10 protein-coding genes are annotated in these 15,645 nt (G+C 37.9%); 7 read left to right on the forward strand and 3 right to left on the reverse strand.

Translation table 11 applies throughout. The annotated features are described in order from the left end of the window. Positions 1 to 330 precede the first annotated feature (330 nt). From W7W_RS0119180 to W7W_RS23750, 3 genes are all read right to left on the reverse strand, one after another. Positions 331 to 1,725, reverse strand: coding sequence for an efflux RND transporter periplasmic adaptor subunit (locus tag W7W_RS0119180; RefSeq protein ID WP_010665263.1), 1,395 nt, complete (start codon positions 1,723 to 1,725; stop codon positions 331 to 333). 41 nt (positions 1,726 to 1,766) lie between these two features. Beyond that, positions 1,767 to 6,140, reverse strand: a complete 4,374-nt coding sequence (locus tag W7W_RS0119185; protein ID WP_029510676.1) for a CusA/CzcA family heavy metal efflux RND transporter — start codon at positions 6,138 to 6,140, stop codon at positions 1,767 to 1,769. A 287-nt stretch (positions 6,141 to 6,427) separates the two neighbouring features. After that, positions 6,428 to 6,829, reverse strand: coding sequence for a hypothetical protein (locus tag W7W_RS23750; RefSeq protein WP_010665265.1), 402 nt, complete (start codon positions 6,827 to 6,829; stop codon positions 6,428 to 6,430). Between the two features lie 514 nt (positions 6,830 to 7,343). On the opposite strand from W7W_RS23750, the gene W7W_RS0119200 reads away from it, so the two are divergent. From W7W_RS0119200 to W7W_RS0119240, 7 genes are all read left to right on the forward strand, one after another. Next, positions 7,344 to 8,120, forward strand: a complete 777-nt coding sequence (locus tag W7W_RS0119200; protein WP_010665266.1) for a uracil-DNA glycosylase family protein — start codon at positions 7,344 to 7,346, stop codon at positions 8,118 to 8,120. A gap of 4 nt (positions 8,121 to 8,124) precedes the next feature. Next, the gene (locus W7W_RS0119205) at positions 8,125 to 8,982 is read left to right on the forward strand and encodes a hypothetical protein (RefSeq protein ID WP_148660976.1); all 858 of its coding nucleotides are present in this window, start codon (positions 8,125 to 8,127) and stop codon (positions 8,980 to 8,982) included. A 184-nt stretch (positions 8,983 to 9,166) separates the two neighbouring features. Next, complete coding sequence (locus tag W7W_RS0119210) at positions 9,167 to 9,868, forward strand: hypothetical protein (RefSeq protein WP_010665268.1); 702 nt, start codon at positions 9,167 to 9,169, stop codon at positions 9,866 to 9,868. Positions 9,869 to 9,906: 38 nt separating this feature from the next. Continuing rightward, complete coding sequence (locus tag W7W_RS0119215; protein WP_010665269.1) at positions 9,907 to 10,488, forward strand: hypothetical protein; 582 nt, start codon at positions 9,907 to 9,909, stop codon at positions 10,486 to 10,488. Between the two features lie 334 nt (positions 10,489 to 10,822). Next, complete coding sequence (locus W7W_RS0119225) at positions 10,823 to 13,627, forward strand: Eco57I restriction-modification methylase domain-containing protein (protein WP_010665271.1); 2,805 nt, start codon at positions 10,823 to 10,825, stop codon at positions 13,625 to 13,627. Positions 13,628 to 14,291: 664 nt separating this feature from the next. Then, on the forward strand, positions 14,292 to 14,600 hold the full coding sequence (locus W7W_RS23005; RefSeq protein ID WP_010665273.1) for a helix-turn-helix domain-containing protein: 309 nt from the start codon (positions 14,292 to 14,294) through the stop codon (positions 14,598 to 14,600). After that, positions 14,593 to 15,408 (forward strand): reverse transcriptase family protein, encoded by an 816-nt coding sequence (locus W7W_RS0119240; RefSeq protein WP_010665274.1) that lies wholly within the window; start codon positions 14,593 to 14,595, stop codon positions 15,406 to 15,408. The genes W7W_RS23005 and W7W_RS0119240 overlap by 8 nt, the downstream gene beginning before the upstream one ends. The last annotated feature ends 237 nt before the right edge of the window (positions 15,409 to 15,645 follow it).

Raw genomic sequence — 15,645 nt, forward strand, 5'->3', positions numbered from 1 at the left:
CGGGGCTTTTCCGTACATTGCAAAACCATTTCTACCAAACTGTCGCCCCGCCGGGGCTGGAATAGACAGATTGAGAAGTACATACATTTCAGCATTTTTTCCCATCGGAAAATGCCAAAATCATCCATTTTTGCTGGTAAAATGGGACAGCCCCGGATGGGGTGACACCTGCAAATACATTTTTCTGTCACCCCTGCCGAGGGTTCATCATCACTCTTGTCGTTTATTCTCTACCAACCTACTCACTTTTTCAGGGAGAAGACACTCAGTACTCCTTGCCCCATGCTCCTTGCCCCATGCTCCTTGCCCCATGCTCCATGCGCAGTGCCCTTAGTGATTATGCCCCTCATGCCCTCCGGCCCCCGCCTTCTTCATCTCCGACATTAAGGCTTCCGCATTACTGACAGCAAATTCTGCTTTTTGCAGATGCTCATCCTCCAGTTTAACCTCAGTCATTCCGGCTTCAGACACTCCGGTTACCACTTCTATACGTTCAAAAACTACATATTCAGCATTATGTTCTTCTCCATGATCATGCTCTTCGGAATGTTTTTGACCGTTGTCTTCGGCATGCTCGTGTCCTTTATGGGGTTCAGATGCTTCATGTGTCTCCTGAAAATGTTCAGCTTCATGTATCTCTTCCACCACCCTAAAGACAAAATGTTTTCCCTCAGCTGCCACAATGGCCTCTTCGGGCAAAGCCCATACGGCTTCATTCCCATTCTGAATATAAGCCACCACAGCCATTCCCGGCAGCAAGTCATCATTCCGGTCGGTAATCTCAGCATGAACCAAAGCAGTCCGTGATTCCGGATCGAATCGTTTCGATTTTTTCAACACAGATCCTCTCATAACACCGGCTCCTGAATTATTGGCCGGTCTGAAGGTCAACTGCTGCCCTTCATCTATGAGGGGAAGGTCTTTTTCATAAACTTTCAGGTCGAGATGTACCTGACGGTAATCAGCCACATGAAAAACCTCTTTTTCGGCCGGGACAAATACTCCCCTGTTTGCCATAACAGCATTCACATATCCTGAAACAGGCGCCGGCAAAGGATAACGACTACTCATATTCTCAGGGCTTACTCCATCAGCAGAAATATTGATCATTTCGAGTTTCTTCTTCAGGCTTTGCAGCTGCGCAAGGTTATTGTTATACTCCGCCTCAATGCGTTGAAAAGTTCTGGCTGCATTGACACTGTCCCGCAGCAAGCGACTCTGTCGATTGTATTCCTGCTCCAGGTACTTGTCCTGATTTTTAGCTTTCAGATAATCCTGCTGAAGCGCCACCACATCCGGATGCTCAATGTAAGCCAGCACTTGCCCCTTTTGCACCTGATCTCCCTCAATTACACGGATATTCGTCACTACTCCTCCGATAAACGAACTTACCGAAGCCTCAGAAGCCGGTGGCAGCGCTATATTTCCAAAAGTCTTTATTACATCGGAAAGTTTTTCCAGTGAAGGCTGCCCCGTTTCAATATTCACACTTCTCATTTGCTGAGGAGTAACCAACACCTGGCTTTCTGCCAGTTCTTCCTTAACAGCCTCTACACTGCCAGCCTCATGGTTATGACCTTCATGTGCATCGTGTTCCTCCCCGGCATGTGCATCTGCACTATGGCCGTCATGATCAGCATCTGCCGATCCTCCGCAGGCAGGAAAAAGCAACATAACTCCTGCCATCAAAAGCAAAACAGTTTTATTTGATATCTGTATCTTCATGATTCTGTATTTCTTATTTATATCATTCCGCTTAAAAATCTCTATTCACCGATCATATACTCCAGTCGGGCAACGGTGTTGTTGTAATCTCGCAGTACTGCAAAGTATTCCAGTCTTATATTTGTTGCCTGATCGAAGTACTGCACATATTGCAGGTAATCAATATTTCCTGCCTCGTACTGAAGCCGGGCATTTTTATCGATCAGACCGGCCTCTTTGAGGCGACTCTCCCGGAAAAACTGAAGTTGCTTACGCAGATTCTTCAGGTCATTGCACTGGTTCAGAAAACCTGTCTCCACAGATCGCTCATAAGCACGATGTTGCTCATTAACAATTTCAGCTTCAAGGCGTGCACTCTTATTTTTGCCGCTCTCGCCCCAAATGTCGATGGGAAATTTGACTCCTACCTCAAAAGCATTAAACCCATCCCCTCCATTCACATCTGTTTTACTGAAACGCACAAAAGGGTTGGGCCAGGAACCTGATCGCAACATCTTACTTTGGGCTTTGGCGACTTCCACATCCCCCTGAGAAACATTCAACCCCGGATGTTGACGGAAGGAAATTGTATCGATTGATTCAAGGGCGAAATCAAACTCCGTCAAGACTGAATCCCGAACCATTACCGGTTCCTCTGAAAAGACGACTTCCTGCAACCGATTCAGACTGTTTTGATAGGCTATCCGGGCCTTTTCCATTTGCTGAACGATCTCCTTGAATTTCGAACTTGCAGACACTCTTTCCAGATAAGAAATATCTCCGGTTTGATACTTTAATTCTCCGGCTTTACTCAGATCTGAAAATTGCTCCCGGAGTTGCTGCATCAAAGAGAGTTTTTGTCGGGCAAAAAGCACTTCATTATAGGCCATTTTTACCTCACGGGTCAATGCGGCCTGCGATTGCAACAATGCTGTCCGTGTCCTGTCGGTTCTTCTATCTGCCAGTTTCGCACGGGCCGCATACTCCAGTGGATTGCTGAATTCCTGCTCCACCGACCAGGTTTTACGTCCACTCCCCTCATTTTCGTTTTCGAAGGCCAGTCTGGTGTCTGGTAAATCAAAAGCTGCAGATTTCTCTGCCCTGCTTTGTTCAATCGTCAATTGTCCCGAGCGAACAACCGGATGATTTTCCAGTGCCATCTGTATCGCCTGATTCAAAGACAACGCAGTGTTTTGCTGCCCCAAAACGGGAAGCGACAGCAGGGCAATCAGTAAAAAAGAAAAAGTACGTTTCATTCTGCCACGATTTGTAGAATTTTTATTGCCGGAGATCACCGACAAGGAAGGCACCCGTATTTTTTGTCCTTTAAAAGTGTAAATCACGGGCAAAAGGAACAAAGTCAGCAAGGTAGCTGTAATCAAGCCACCCACTACCACTGTGGCCAGCGGCCTTTGCACTTCTGCACCCGAAGAGGTGGATATGGCCATTGGCAGAAAACCGAGCGCATCAGTCAACGCCGTCAGAATTACCGGTCGCAGGCGCATGTCAGTACCATGATAGACCCGCCGGAAAGGATTCCTCATTCCTTCCTCCTTCAGTTCATTGAAGAAACTCATCAGCACCACTCCATTGAGCACTGCAATTCCAAACAAGGCTATAAAACCCACCCCGGCAGAAATACTGAAAGGCATTCCACGAAGCCATAAAGAAAAAACTCCCCCAATAGCTGCCAGCGGGACTGCCGAAAAGACCAACAGTGCCTGACGGGAAGATCCAAAAGTAAAATAGAGCAGTACGAAGATAAATGCCAACACCAGGGGTACCACCCAGGAAAGTCGTTGTTTGGCACTTTGCAAACTCTTAAAGTCGCCGGCATACGAAACATTGTATCCCTTAGGCAGGTTTAAACGCCTATCCAGTTCCTGCTGCACCTCCTCCACAAAAGACTCCGTATCCCGGCCATCTATATTGATATCCACCTCCAGTTTTCGCTTTACTCCTTCACGTGAGATGGCAGCGGGACCTGCCTGCATCCTGATATCAGCCACTTCGCTCAAACGCACCTGCTCTCCATTGGGCCTTTTCAGATACAAATCCCCGATGGCATCCGGGTTGTTGCGATAATCATCTGCCAATCGCACCACCTGCGAAAATTGACGCTCTCCCTCGTAAACAATACCGGCTTTGGCTCCGGAATAAGCAGACTGGATAGTCCGGTTGACCGTTTCAATATCCAATCCGTAACGCGCCAGTTGATCGCGGTCGTAGCGTACCACCATCTGCGGCAGGCCAATTACTTTCTGCACATTGAGATCTCCGGCACCCGGAATATCCTCAATTATTGCACGGGCCACATTACCATAATGAAACAAAGTATCCAGATCTTCCCCATAGATATTTAACAGCACATCGGCAGAGGAGCCTGTCAGCAGGTGATTGAACAACATCTCGACGGGTTGGGCAAAAAAGAAACTAACGCCCGGCACCTGAGAAGACATTTCTCTCTTCATCAGTGCTTCCAGTTCATCTTTGGTTTCAGCTCTTACCCACTGATCTTTGGGCGACAGGTTAATAATCATTTTGGCCATTTCCAGCGACATAGGATCCGTGGGAATTTCTCCGGTTCCAATCTTGGTGGCCACCTGTTCCACCTCATCTGGAAAATTCTCCATCAGTACTTTCTCCAGTTTGGTATTGATCCCCACCGTTTCGGAAAGCGAAGTGCCGGGTTGCAACAAAGGATGGATGGCAAAATCCCCCTCATCAAGCTGGGGGATAAAGACAGCTCCCAAACTGCTAAAGAGCAATACTGCAACCACAAAAAGAGCCACAATACCGGCAGTGACCGCATATCTGAATCGCAAAGCCATTCCCAACAATTTTTGGTAACCACGACGAATACTGCCGATTATTTTATCAGCTAGTCCGGGTTTATTGCTCTTTTCGGGTCTCAAAACCCATGCAGCCATCATAGGCACATAAGTCAGACACAATACCATGGCACCAATAAGGGCCGTTCCGAAAGTAATAGCCATGGGCCGGAACATCTTCCCTTCCTGCCCGGTGAGCGTCAGGATAGGAACGAAAACAATCAGAATAATCAACTGTCCAAATATGGCGGTTCGCATCATTCGACCTGATGCCCATCCGGTAATCTCATTGACTTTTTGCTTCAATTCGATTCCGTTCAACTGCTGCAAATGCTGCATCCGCTTACTGATCTGAAAAACCACAAATTCCACAATGATTACAGCTCCGTCGATTATAATACCAAAATCAACCGCGCCCAAACTGATCAGGTTCGCCGACAAATTGAAAGAGTACATTACCCCCAAAGCAAAAAGTAAGGACAAGGGAATGACTGAAGCTGTAATAAGTCCGGAACGCAGGTTTCCCATCAGGAAAACCAATACAAAAATAACAATCAAAGCACCCAGCACCAGATTCTCGACCACCGTAGCAGTTGTTTTTTCGATGAGGGTGGAGCGATCGAGAAATGGCTCAATCTGAACGCCTTCAGGCAAGGCCTCCTTAACACGGGGCAACCGTTCCTTTACATTGGCAATTACTTCAGCAGGGTTTTCTCCACGCAACATCATTATTTTACCTCCCACGGCTTCGCCTTTGCCATTGTAAGTAAAAGCACCAAAACGGGGCGCATGCCCAAACTGCACATCGGCCAAATCCCCAATTCTCAGCGGGGTATCTCCATTGACTTGAATTACCGTTGAACGGATATCCTCCAGCGAAGTAGTTAAACCCTCACCACGGATAAAATAGGCTCTCCTGTTTTTCTCGATATAACTGCCACCCGTATTGGCATTGTTCTTTTTCAAAGCCTCAAAAATATCCACAATGGTAACTCCGTAACTACGCAAACGATCAGGATTTACAAATACTTCATACTGTTTCAGGTAGCCTCCCATGGTATTGACACCCACCACACCGGGAATATTGATCAGTTCCTTCTTCACAATCCAGTCCTGAATCTCCCGCAAATCAGTGGCTGAATATTGATCTTCATAGCCCTCTTCGGCACTGATCACATATTGGTAAATCTCTCCCAGACCACTTGTCAAAGGCCCCATAGAGGGCTCTCCAACCCCTGCCGGTAGTTTTCCGGAAATATCCTTCAATTTCTCAGATACCAATTGACGCGGTTTGTACATCCCCATCTCATCTTCAAATACCAGGGTAATGTCGGACAATCCAAACTTCGAACGGGAACGTATCTCAATTAAGCCGGGAAGATTCCCCATCTCCAGCTCCACCGGATAGGTGATTAATCGTTCAATCTCCTCCGTTGCCAGATCGGGAGCATAAGTGGTGACTTTCACCTGGTTGTTGGTCAAATCGGGTACCGTATTGAGTGGCAAATGAAGCATCGCATACAGTCCCCATCCTATCCAGGCCAGGATAAAAAGCCCAACAATAAACTTGTTCTTTATTGAAAAGGCAATTATTTTGTTGATCATAAAAATAAAATTGAAATACTTGCTTTTTTGGCCAGCGGCACCATTCATTTATCGCAGATACATTCAAAATGTGCTGTTGTTAGTAATTCGTATTCGCTACAGGCAATGGCAATTACTTCAAAAACACCATCGACTGATAACTTCTGATATCACAACTTTCAGCGAAAAAAAAGCCGACAACCAAATACAAGATATTTGTAAAAAAAAGTTGGTTCGGAAATCAAAAAATCGTTGACATCAAGAATGCCATGAAATACAACCAATTCAATTTCCCCTAAAATGAAGTATTAAACCATTGGAGGTCCGCGCCGGGATACCGGGAATAGAATAAAAATTTCCGGATCGGAGGATTCAGGCTTACAATAATACCTTACACCTTCATCATTTACCGGAGCATCAGTCAATAAAAAGGGGGCAACAAAAAATCCGGGAAAGGAAGACACATGTGGCTGTGCGATCTTTACAACTGTCTGGCGCTCGACTGTAATGTCATTAAACGCATGACAGTGGTTCTCTGATGAATCAGAAGACGAATCACTTTCATGTTCGTTACCGCATCCTCCCTGATGATCCAGGTGAGTTGAAGTATAAGCCGAATGAAAATGGTGATGATGTGGAATAACTTCATGGAAAAAGATGACCAGGCCGGCCAGCCACAGCAGAAATAATCCTGTATTTTTCCAATTCATCTTCACTCTTTCCGGTTTTTTTATCACATTGTTTGCAAATATATTAAAAAACAAAACAGGCCAAAGCTCATCTTACTGATCTTTTTACCTGCTGATTCTCTAATTCCACCACACCAAAACCTAAAAAACCATCCCTTTTGGGATGTCAACTGAAATCCTGTTTCCTTTAAATCTTAGAAGAGAAATCACTAAGTCATTCAAAATTATTCGAAAAACAGTCAAAAAGAACCCAAATATTTAATATATTTGAAAAAACCAACTCTTACCACTCCAAATTAGCCCGGTCCCAGCGCCTTTCACAAAATGCTTTTTGGTGTTGTAAGCAGTAAATGCCAAAAGCGATGCAATACCTCTACTTTTCTTCCGGAAACAATCAACCCCCAATAGTATACAAACGATGCCATAATAGTTATAAACACAATGTCGCTATGGATGTATAACGTCAATGTGTTTATGGGGACGTTGGGCACAAACCGAACAAAAACATCATCTCTGATAAAAAAATGTTAATTAAATGAATTCCATTAACAATCGTCTGAAAGACTTATATATGAATAGGTTTTCAACTGGAGAACCTTGTTTTTTGCAAATATTACGAGAAAAGAGACGTGCTCTTAATCGAAATCAACATCCTGCTTATCCATTCCTATTAAAAGTAAATGAAGAAAAAGACAATAATTCAAAGTGTAAAATAATTGTTTTTGGTCAAGAAACAAATAGTTGGGAGCATAAGGTCAATGATTCAATAATTCCAATTAACAGATCCTCTGAATTCGTTGCCAAAACTGTTGATACATTTATGGACTTCTACCATGATTTTATGAGTCTAAAAGTTAATAAAAATGGTAAAAAATCTCCATTCTGGAGAACTTTAACTAAGATAAATACAGAATTTGAGGCTAGTCATATTGAAATTTTATGGAATAATATTTATAAACTCGGCAATAAACAAAAGAGAAAAAATAAGCCCGTTAAATCCATAAGAGAATTAGAGAATAAATATTTCAATGTTATTAATGAGGAGTTGGAGATTATTAAACCAAAATATCTTATATTTTTAACAGGTCCAAATTATGAATCTCGTTTAGAAAAGACTATAAAAGTCAAGAAAAAATGGCAGGTAACTCCTGAAATTCCGATACGAGAGCTTGCTAAATTCAAATTGGTAAATGGTTTAACAGCTTATCGGACTTATCATCCTAATTATTTACATTACAACAAGAAAAACAATCATATTGACCTAATAATAAAGGAAATAAAATCACATATAAACTCAAATGAAAATGAATGACATTATGAAAAAGCTTGTTCTCCTAATTTTAGTTACAATACTTTATGTTAATGGCTATAGCCAAAAAAACAAGGAAGAATATTCAGGTCGTTATGAAAATGGAACGGCTTCATATGAATATTATGAAAACGAAGATTTTGAAAGAATATTTCACGGAAATTTTGAGTATAAAATTGGCACCTCTTTTTCTGCAAATGGACAGTTTAATAACAATTTACGAAGTGGTAAATGGACAATTGTACGTAGGGACAAAAACAAATATGATGATGGAACTGTAATTATAGAAATTGTTAATGTTACCTATGAACAGGGCAAGTTAGTTGGGAAAGCAACGTATAAAAAAACGGATGAGAAAACCAAAGATGTTCTTGCAGAATCTATTGGAAATTTCATTGATAATAAATTAATAGGTAATTTCACCTTTGAATCAAATGATAAAAGGCAAAGAAATATTTTTTCAATTTCAATAAATTTAAATAATAAAGGTCTTGCAAATGGTTTATCAATCATAAAATATTCAACTGATACAGGAATTAAATTTGAAGATAGGAGGAAGTTTGGTAATGGAGCCCTATACTGGAGATTATTTCGAAATTTAACAACTGGTGAAATCATAGAAAAATATGATAATAAATCTATTATAGAGGAATATAGCGATACGACAGCAACCTATTACCACAGAACTTTTATTGATATTAACAAATACCCATATGACAGTTATTGGGACTTATACAATGCCATTGAATTTTGGAGCAATCTAAACTGCAGTAATTGTGGTAATATGTATAGCTATAATCCTTTGTATGTTTTAAATAAGGGTATTATCAAAAATAAATTTTTCCCAGTAAAGAAAAAAAAATAATGGTCAGTGCCCAACAAAGCTATATACGCCAGCCGTGGCATCCACAGCATATTGAGGGTTTCGTATTCCCCTCTCCCATGCGTTCAAGCTGATAAAGCCATAGCTAGTCTGAAAGCCACGCCCAGGCGCATATAGCCGGGACGTTAGGTGGCATTAAAAGTGCATAAAAACAAAAACAACACAAATGAATAAAAACATAATTCTAATATTTATAGAAATCGCCATTTTTTTAACTCTTTTAGTTTTTGGCATTCTAATAGTAATGAACCCCGACAACACAACTTATAAAGCTGTAATTTCTGCTTCTGGAGTATTATTGTTTGGGGCAGAGATATATCGAAGATTTATTTCATTGAAGAGAACTAAGTCTGATATTAATATAAATTTAAATCCAGCTAACACAATATTTTGCTATTACATAAACGACAAAAACAAAAAATTAGTAACAGTTTTATTTTATGACCTTCAAATTGTTAACAAATCAGATAAACCTTTTACCATCAAAGAAGTGCAAATTGAATATTATTTTCAAGGGGAAAAAATAGTGGCAAACCCTTTTTATTTGTTTACTATTTCTGAATATTCACCTCATGAAAAAAAGAAAGTTGATACACTTATAGTACATACCCCAATGGGAAAAATTGGATATTACCATTGGAACAATATTCAACAAGAAATAGCAAAAAACAATATTCTTTCTTCAGGAGGGATACTGAGAGCAAGTTGTTCATTCATTTTAAACATAAATAGCGTAGAAAAAGCAAGTCAAATAAAACACTTAAAAGTAATAATCAAGGATTACAATGGAGATAAAACAAAGCACCCCGTTTTTATACAAGAAAAAAGCTGGAGAAATCACAAAAACACATATGTATACAGCAAATAGCATATTCTTAAGCATAGCTCAATATTAAAACTCGAATTATGACGAAAGAAATAATTGATAATATAATATTCCTTATAACGGGAGCTGCAATTCCTATTATAATATCCTTAATAAACAACTATACTCAAGGCAAGCGAGATATTCAAAAATTTAAAAATGATAGAATCTCTCAGCAAGAAAAAAGAAAATTCGAGGTTCAAAATGAATACAAATTATTCTTAAGACAATCTATAGAAGAGATAATAACTCTTTTGGGACTATTAAAACATGCGGTATCTATTACCTCAAGTATAATTCATTCAAAAAAAAATATAAGTATAAACGAATATGATGAACTATATGAAAAAGAAGTAGAGCGCTTAATAAAGCTAAAAACCCTCATTCTGACAAGATTTCCAGAGTTTTCCAACAAAATATCCAGTATTGAAGGTTGTCATAACAGATACTGGGGAGAACAAAGAATGCTTTTATTAATTAACCCTAAAACCGAACTAGGTGAATTTCAAACAAAAATGGAAAGAATTTTTCCTATTACTGAGGAAACGAGCAATTCAATTGATATGCTAATTAAGGAACTTATAAAACACTCAGAATCTATTAAGAAATATAACGCCACCTAACAAAGCTATTATACGCCAGCCGTGGCATCCACAGCATATTGAGGGTTTTGTATTTCCCAAAACCATGCGTTCAAGCTGATAAAGTCACAGCGGGTTGAAAGCCACGCCCAGGCGCATATAGCCGGGACGTTGTACGCAAGCCGAAAAAACGACACAGCAGTAACATGATTGCAGATTTGAAAAGAGAAAAAATGGAAAATGCCACCCCACAAAAGCAAGAGTTTGGCAGCCCTTCCCTGCAACCATCCCTTCGCTGCCAAACACATGCTTTTTTTGGCAACGCACTCGCTTCGTTGATAAGAAAGTGGTAAATTGTGAGACTTTTTAAATTGATATGATTACAAAAGAAGAAGCATATAAGAAAATACAGGAATTAGTTACCCGATTTGGAGAACAAATTGATTCTTACAAACAGACTGATTATAATGAGACCTTGACAAGGCGAGATTTTATTGACCCTTTATTCAAAGCATTAGGTTGGGACGTTGATAATTCACAGGGATATGCAGAAGCATACAGAGAAGTAATTCACGAAGACAGGGTTAAAGTTGGCAAAGCAACCAAAGCCCCTGATTATTCATTTAGGTTAGGTGGAGGCAAAAGATTATTTTTTGTTGAGGCTAAAAAACCAAGTATTTCAATAAAAGATGATATTACAGTTGCTTATCAAATCCGTCGTTATGGTTGGAGTGCAAAGCTTCCAATTAGTATAATTACTGACTTTGAAGAATTTGCTGTATATGATTGTACAAAGAAACCAAATCCTACAGACAAATCAGGAGTTGCACGGATTAAATACATAAACTTTAAAGATTATCTGACAGAGTTCGAATATTTGTGGGATACTTTCTCAAAAGAGCATGTTTTAAAAGGTAGTTTTGACAAGTACATACAGAGCGATACTGTTAAAAAAGGCACGGCAACAGTTGATAAAGAATTTCTTTCATCATTGGATAATTGGCGAACATATCTTGCAACAACAATCAGCCTGAGAAATAAAGAACTTGACGAAGACGAAATAAACTATGCCGTACAACTTACAATTGATAGATTAATATTTTTAAGAATTGCCGAAGACAGAGGTGTTGAGCAATATGGACAGCTGAAAAATTCTGTAAATCAAAAAGGAGAATCCTATCAGAACTTATTTTTTAATTTCAAGAAAGCGGACGAAAAGTATAATTCTGGATTATTTGATTTTTCAAAGGATGTAATTTCAGAAAAACTACTAATTGATAATAAAGTTATAAAAACGATTGTCAATGAAATGTATTACCCTGAAAGCCCTTATGAATTTTCGGTTATCTCAGTAGAAATTCTTGGGAGTGCATACGAACAATTTCTTGGGAAAGTAATTCGTATAACTCCAGCCCATCACGCCAAAATTGAAGAAAAACCCGAAGTACGGAAAGCTGGCGGAGTTTATTATACTCCGCAATATGTTGTTGATTACATTGTAAAAAATACCATTGGTAAACTGATAGACGGAAAAACACCAAAACAAATAGAAAAAATTAAAATTGCTGACCCTGCCTGCGGCAGTGGCAGTTTTTTAATTGGTGCTTATCAGTATTTATTGGACTATCATAAAAACTACTATACAGAGAACGGAACCAAAACAGGTAAAAAGGATAGCCCAACAACTCCCGAAGGAAATTTAACATCGGCTGAGAAAAAGAAAATATTGCTTAATAATATTTACGGCGTTGATATTGACCTTAATGCAGTTGAAGTAACCAAATTGAGTCTGTTGCTCAAATGCATGGAAGGCGAAACAGAAACGAGTATTGCCCAGCAACAAAAGCTTTGGCATGAAAGGATTTTGCCAACACTTGATGAGAATATAAAAAGTGGTAATAGTCTTGTTGAAACTGATTTTTATGATGCTGTACTCGATTTTGGTGAAGAAAAAAAGATAAAACCTTTCAATTGGCAAAAGGCATTTCCCGATGTTTTTATAAATGGTGGTTTCGATGTAATAATTGGTAATCCACCTTATGTTATGTTACAAAACCTTGAAACAAGAGAAGTTTTTGATTATGCTTTAAATAAATATATCTCAGCAAAATATAAAATTGACACTTACCAATTATTCACAGAACGTTCAATAAAGTTATTGAAGCAAAATGGACTTTTGGGCTTTATTACTCCAAATACCTTTTTAAAAAATATTCATTCTGAACCATTACGAAAATACGTTTTAGAAAATACGCTAATAAAAGAGTTTTTGCTATTTAACTATTCGGTTTTTTCATCCGCTAGCGTTGATACTTGTGTATTTATTTTTGAAAAAGCTGAAGCAAAAAAGAATAGCCATTTTGATGTTTTAAAATCGGATATTGAATTTGTTGTTGAAAAAATATCAGATATTCACCAGAATTCACTTTTTGAAAACAATAGGTTAGATTTCAATTTACTTACGTCTGACATAGACAATAAACTACTTTCAAAAATTGTAAAGAATTCAATGCCATTATCTACATATTGCGGTGCTTATTTTGGTATTCAAACTTTTGATAGAAAAACTTATGTGAGCAAAGAAAAAGTAAACAAGAATTATGAACCTGTTATAGATGGCGGAAATATTGAACCTTATTATTTAAAGACGCATAGTGAATACGTAAACTACTTACCAGAAGCAATCAAAAGTGGTGGTAATGAATCTATTTATCGACAAGACAGGATATGTATAAGGCAAATCGGAACTTATCCAATTTCAACTTTTGTTAAAGCAAATATTTTTACATTAAATACCATTTATAACGTTTATCTTAAACAAGATAACATTGCGAATCTTAAGTTTCTACTAGGGATAATAAATTCAAATGTTACAAAGTACTTTTGGAAGAAAACAAATTCAGATGAGAAAAAGACTTTTCCAAAAATAAAGAAAGAAGCTATTTTATCAATACCAATTCCAGCAATTAAAGATACATCAAAAGCATTGCATGATAATATATGCAATCTTGTAGACCAATTATTACAGCTAAATGAGGAAGCACATTCCGTTAAACTTGAAACAAAAAGACAATCGATAGAAAACAAAATTGATTATTGTAATGAAAAAATTAACTCAATTACTTATCAACTATTTGATTTAAAAGAGGATGGAATAAGCATTGTTGAAAATGTTGAATAATTGTTAATAAAAAGAATGTATAAATATTTTAACTGTCAGTTATATTTTATTATATTTGCATCATAGTTCTTTGAAATTGCTTTGGTAAAAAGCTGTAATGTAACTCACGTAGTAAAGTGTATTTAGTTACACAACCTATATAGGTTCTATTGGGGAGAACAGTTGTTTTGTAGTATGTATGTTAGTCTGCTAATCGGTCAACACTACTCAATCCAATTATTATCAACTCAATAACTGCTATTTAATATAAGAATAATTATTAATAGTTTCTTTTGGCAGGAATATTTAGGGGTGAAAATTTGAACAACGCATATGAGTTAAGTTACAGGCATATTGTAAAATTGGCAGGGCGATATTGCCCTGTAATTAAACTTTATAACATATGCGTAAATTAAATTTTTACCAAAACGTTGATAGCTTGGTACAAGGTATTGATGCTATCGTTTCGAAGAACCGTTGTTCTTTCTCAGATGATGAATTGCAACTATTACAGGAATGTAAAATTGCATTATTGAAATTCAAAAAGGCAGAAAAAGGGTTAAAGCCTGACCTTAACATTTTGGTTAAAGTCGTAAATCTTTTATCCCGTATATTTTTCACCTTAAACAATTTCGATGACATATTCTAAATCTGACACCCCTAATTTTTTCAAAAACTGACGGTTATGAATTTAGGTCTTACAATAAAGAATGTTAGAAAGCAGAAGGGTTTTAAGCAAAACAAATTTGCTGAATTGTGTAATATAACTCAGTCTTATCTTTCTCAAATAGAGAATAATGCTAAAGACCCAAATCTTTCAATTTTGAAAATTATTTCTGAAAAATTAGAAACCCCATTACCAGTTTTGTTTTTTCTATCAATGGAAAATAGTGATGTTCCAGAGAAAAAACAACAAGCTTTTAGTATGATTGCACCTTCAATAAAATCACTTGTTAATGAATTTTTTGTAAATACTGAACTTGTTAATGATTAATACTTTAAAACATCTTGCATTTATTCTTAAAGTAAATCTCAGTGAGATTGAAAGTATTATTCAGAATATTGATAAGTATTATACGGAACGTGTAATTACAAAAGAAGGTAAAAACGGAAAAACAAAGTCAAGGACTATTAATCCGAGCCATAACAGATTAAAAGTCATTCAAAAACGAATTCAAAAAAATATACTTTTAAACGTTCGCTTACCTGATTATGCCTATGGTGCAGTGAAAGGACGAGATAATGTTGATAACACTAATGTTCATAAAGGCAAGAAATACAAGTTTACAACAGATTTACGTAATTTTTTTCCTTCAATTAGCCACCATCATGTTTTTAAGATGTTTCGCTTGAATGATTTTTCTCCAGAAGTTTCAAGGGTTTTAACACAATTGACAACTTATAAAGGAAAACTTCCGCAAGGTTCTCCTACATCATCAACCATCGCAAATTTAGTTTTTGTACAGACTGGTAACAATTTGAGTTTATTTGCAAAGCAATATAACATTACTTTCACATCTTTTGTTGATGATTTAACCTTTTCATCACCTGTAGATTTTAAGGAAAAATCAAATATGATTATTGAAATGGTTACAAAAGATGGATTTAAAATAAGCCATAACAAAACAAATTATTCGAGAAATCCTATTGTAACTGGACTTATTCCAATGAATAATTATTTGCGTTTACCTGATTCATTTATGGATAAACTTAAGGATTCATCTGGAAAGACAAAGGAACAAATAAAGGGACTTTTACTTTATAAACAGAAGGTTGACAGAATAAATGGAAAAATCAAATAGCCTTACACACACCATCCCTTCGCTCTCAGGCACATTTGGCATTCCCGCAAGGCTAGCCCTCAATCCAAAAATGCCAAAAGAGCCTTCAAGCCCGTCCCGCTCCAACGCACGGATCGTGAAACATTCCGATAAAATTGAGACAAATAGATTAAGAAATAATAACGGCCAGCGTACAATCGAGTAGACTGCCGCTAGGTCAATGACCTAGCGGAGAGCCTCTCACACCACCATACGTAC

Source organism: Marinilabilia salmonicolor JCM 21150 (assembly GCF_000259075.1).
In the GTDB taxonomy this organism is placed as follows: Bacteria; Bacteroidota; Bacteroidia; order Bacteroidales; family Marinilabiliaceae; genus Marinilabilia; species Marinilabilia salmonicolor.

What these genes read in the sequence shown, in the direction of transcription:
- W7W_RS0119180 (WP_010665263.1), bottom strand. Translation starts at nt 1,725, where the DNA reads ATGAAGATACAGATATCAAATAAAACTGTTTTGCTTTTGATGGCAGGA.
- W7W_RS0119185 (WP_029510676.1), bottom strand. Translation starts at nt 6,140, where the DNA reads ATGATCAACAAAATAATTGCCTTTTCAATAAAGAACAAGTTTATTGTT.
- W7W_RS23750 (WP_010665265.1), bottom strand. Translation starts at nt 6,829, where the DNA reads ATGAATTGGAAAAATACAGGATTATTTCTGCTGTGGCTGGCCGGCCTG.
- W7W_RS0119200 (WP_010665266.1), top strand. Translation starts at nt 7,344, where the DNA reads ATGAATTCCATTAACAATCGTCTGAAAGACTTATATATGAATAGGTTT.
- W7W_RS0119205 (WP_148660976.1), top strand. Translation starts at nt 8,125, where the DNA reads ATGAAAAAGCTTGTTCTCCTAATTTTAGTTACAATACTTTATGTTAAT.
- W7W_RS0119210 (WP_010665268.1), top strand. Translation starts at nt 9,167, where the DNA reads ATGAATAAAAACATAATTCTAATATTTATAGAAATCGCCATTTTTTTA.
- W7W_RS0119215 (WP_010665269.1), top strand. Translation starts at nt 9,907, where the DNA reads ATGACGAAAGAAATAATTGATAATATAATATTCCTTATAACGGGAGCT.
- W7W_RS0119225 (WP_010665271.1), top strand. Translation starts at nt 10,823, where the DNA reads ATGATTACAAAAGAAGAAGCATATAAGAAAATACAGGAATTAGTTACC.
- W7W_RS23005 (WP_010665273.1), top strand. Translation starts at nt 14,292, where the DNA reads ATGAATTTAGGTCTTACAATAAAGAATGTTAGAAAGCAGAAGGGTTTT.
- W7W_RS0119240 (WP_010665274.1), top strand. Translation starts at nt 14,593, where the DNA reads ATGATTAATACTTTAAAACATCTTGCATTTATTCTTAAAGTAAATCTC.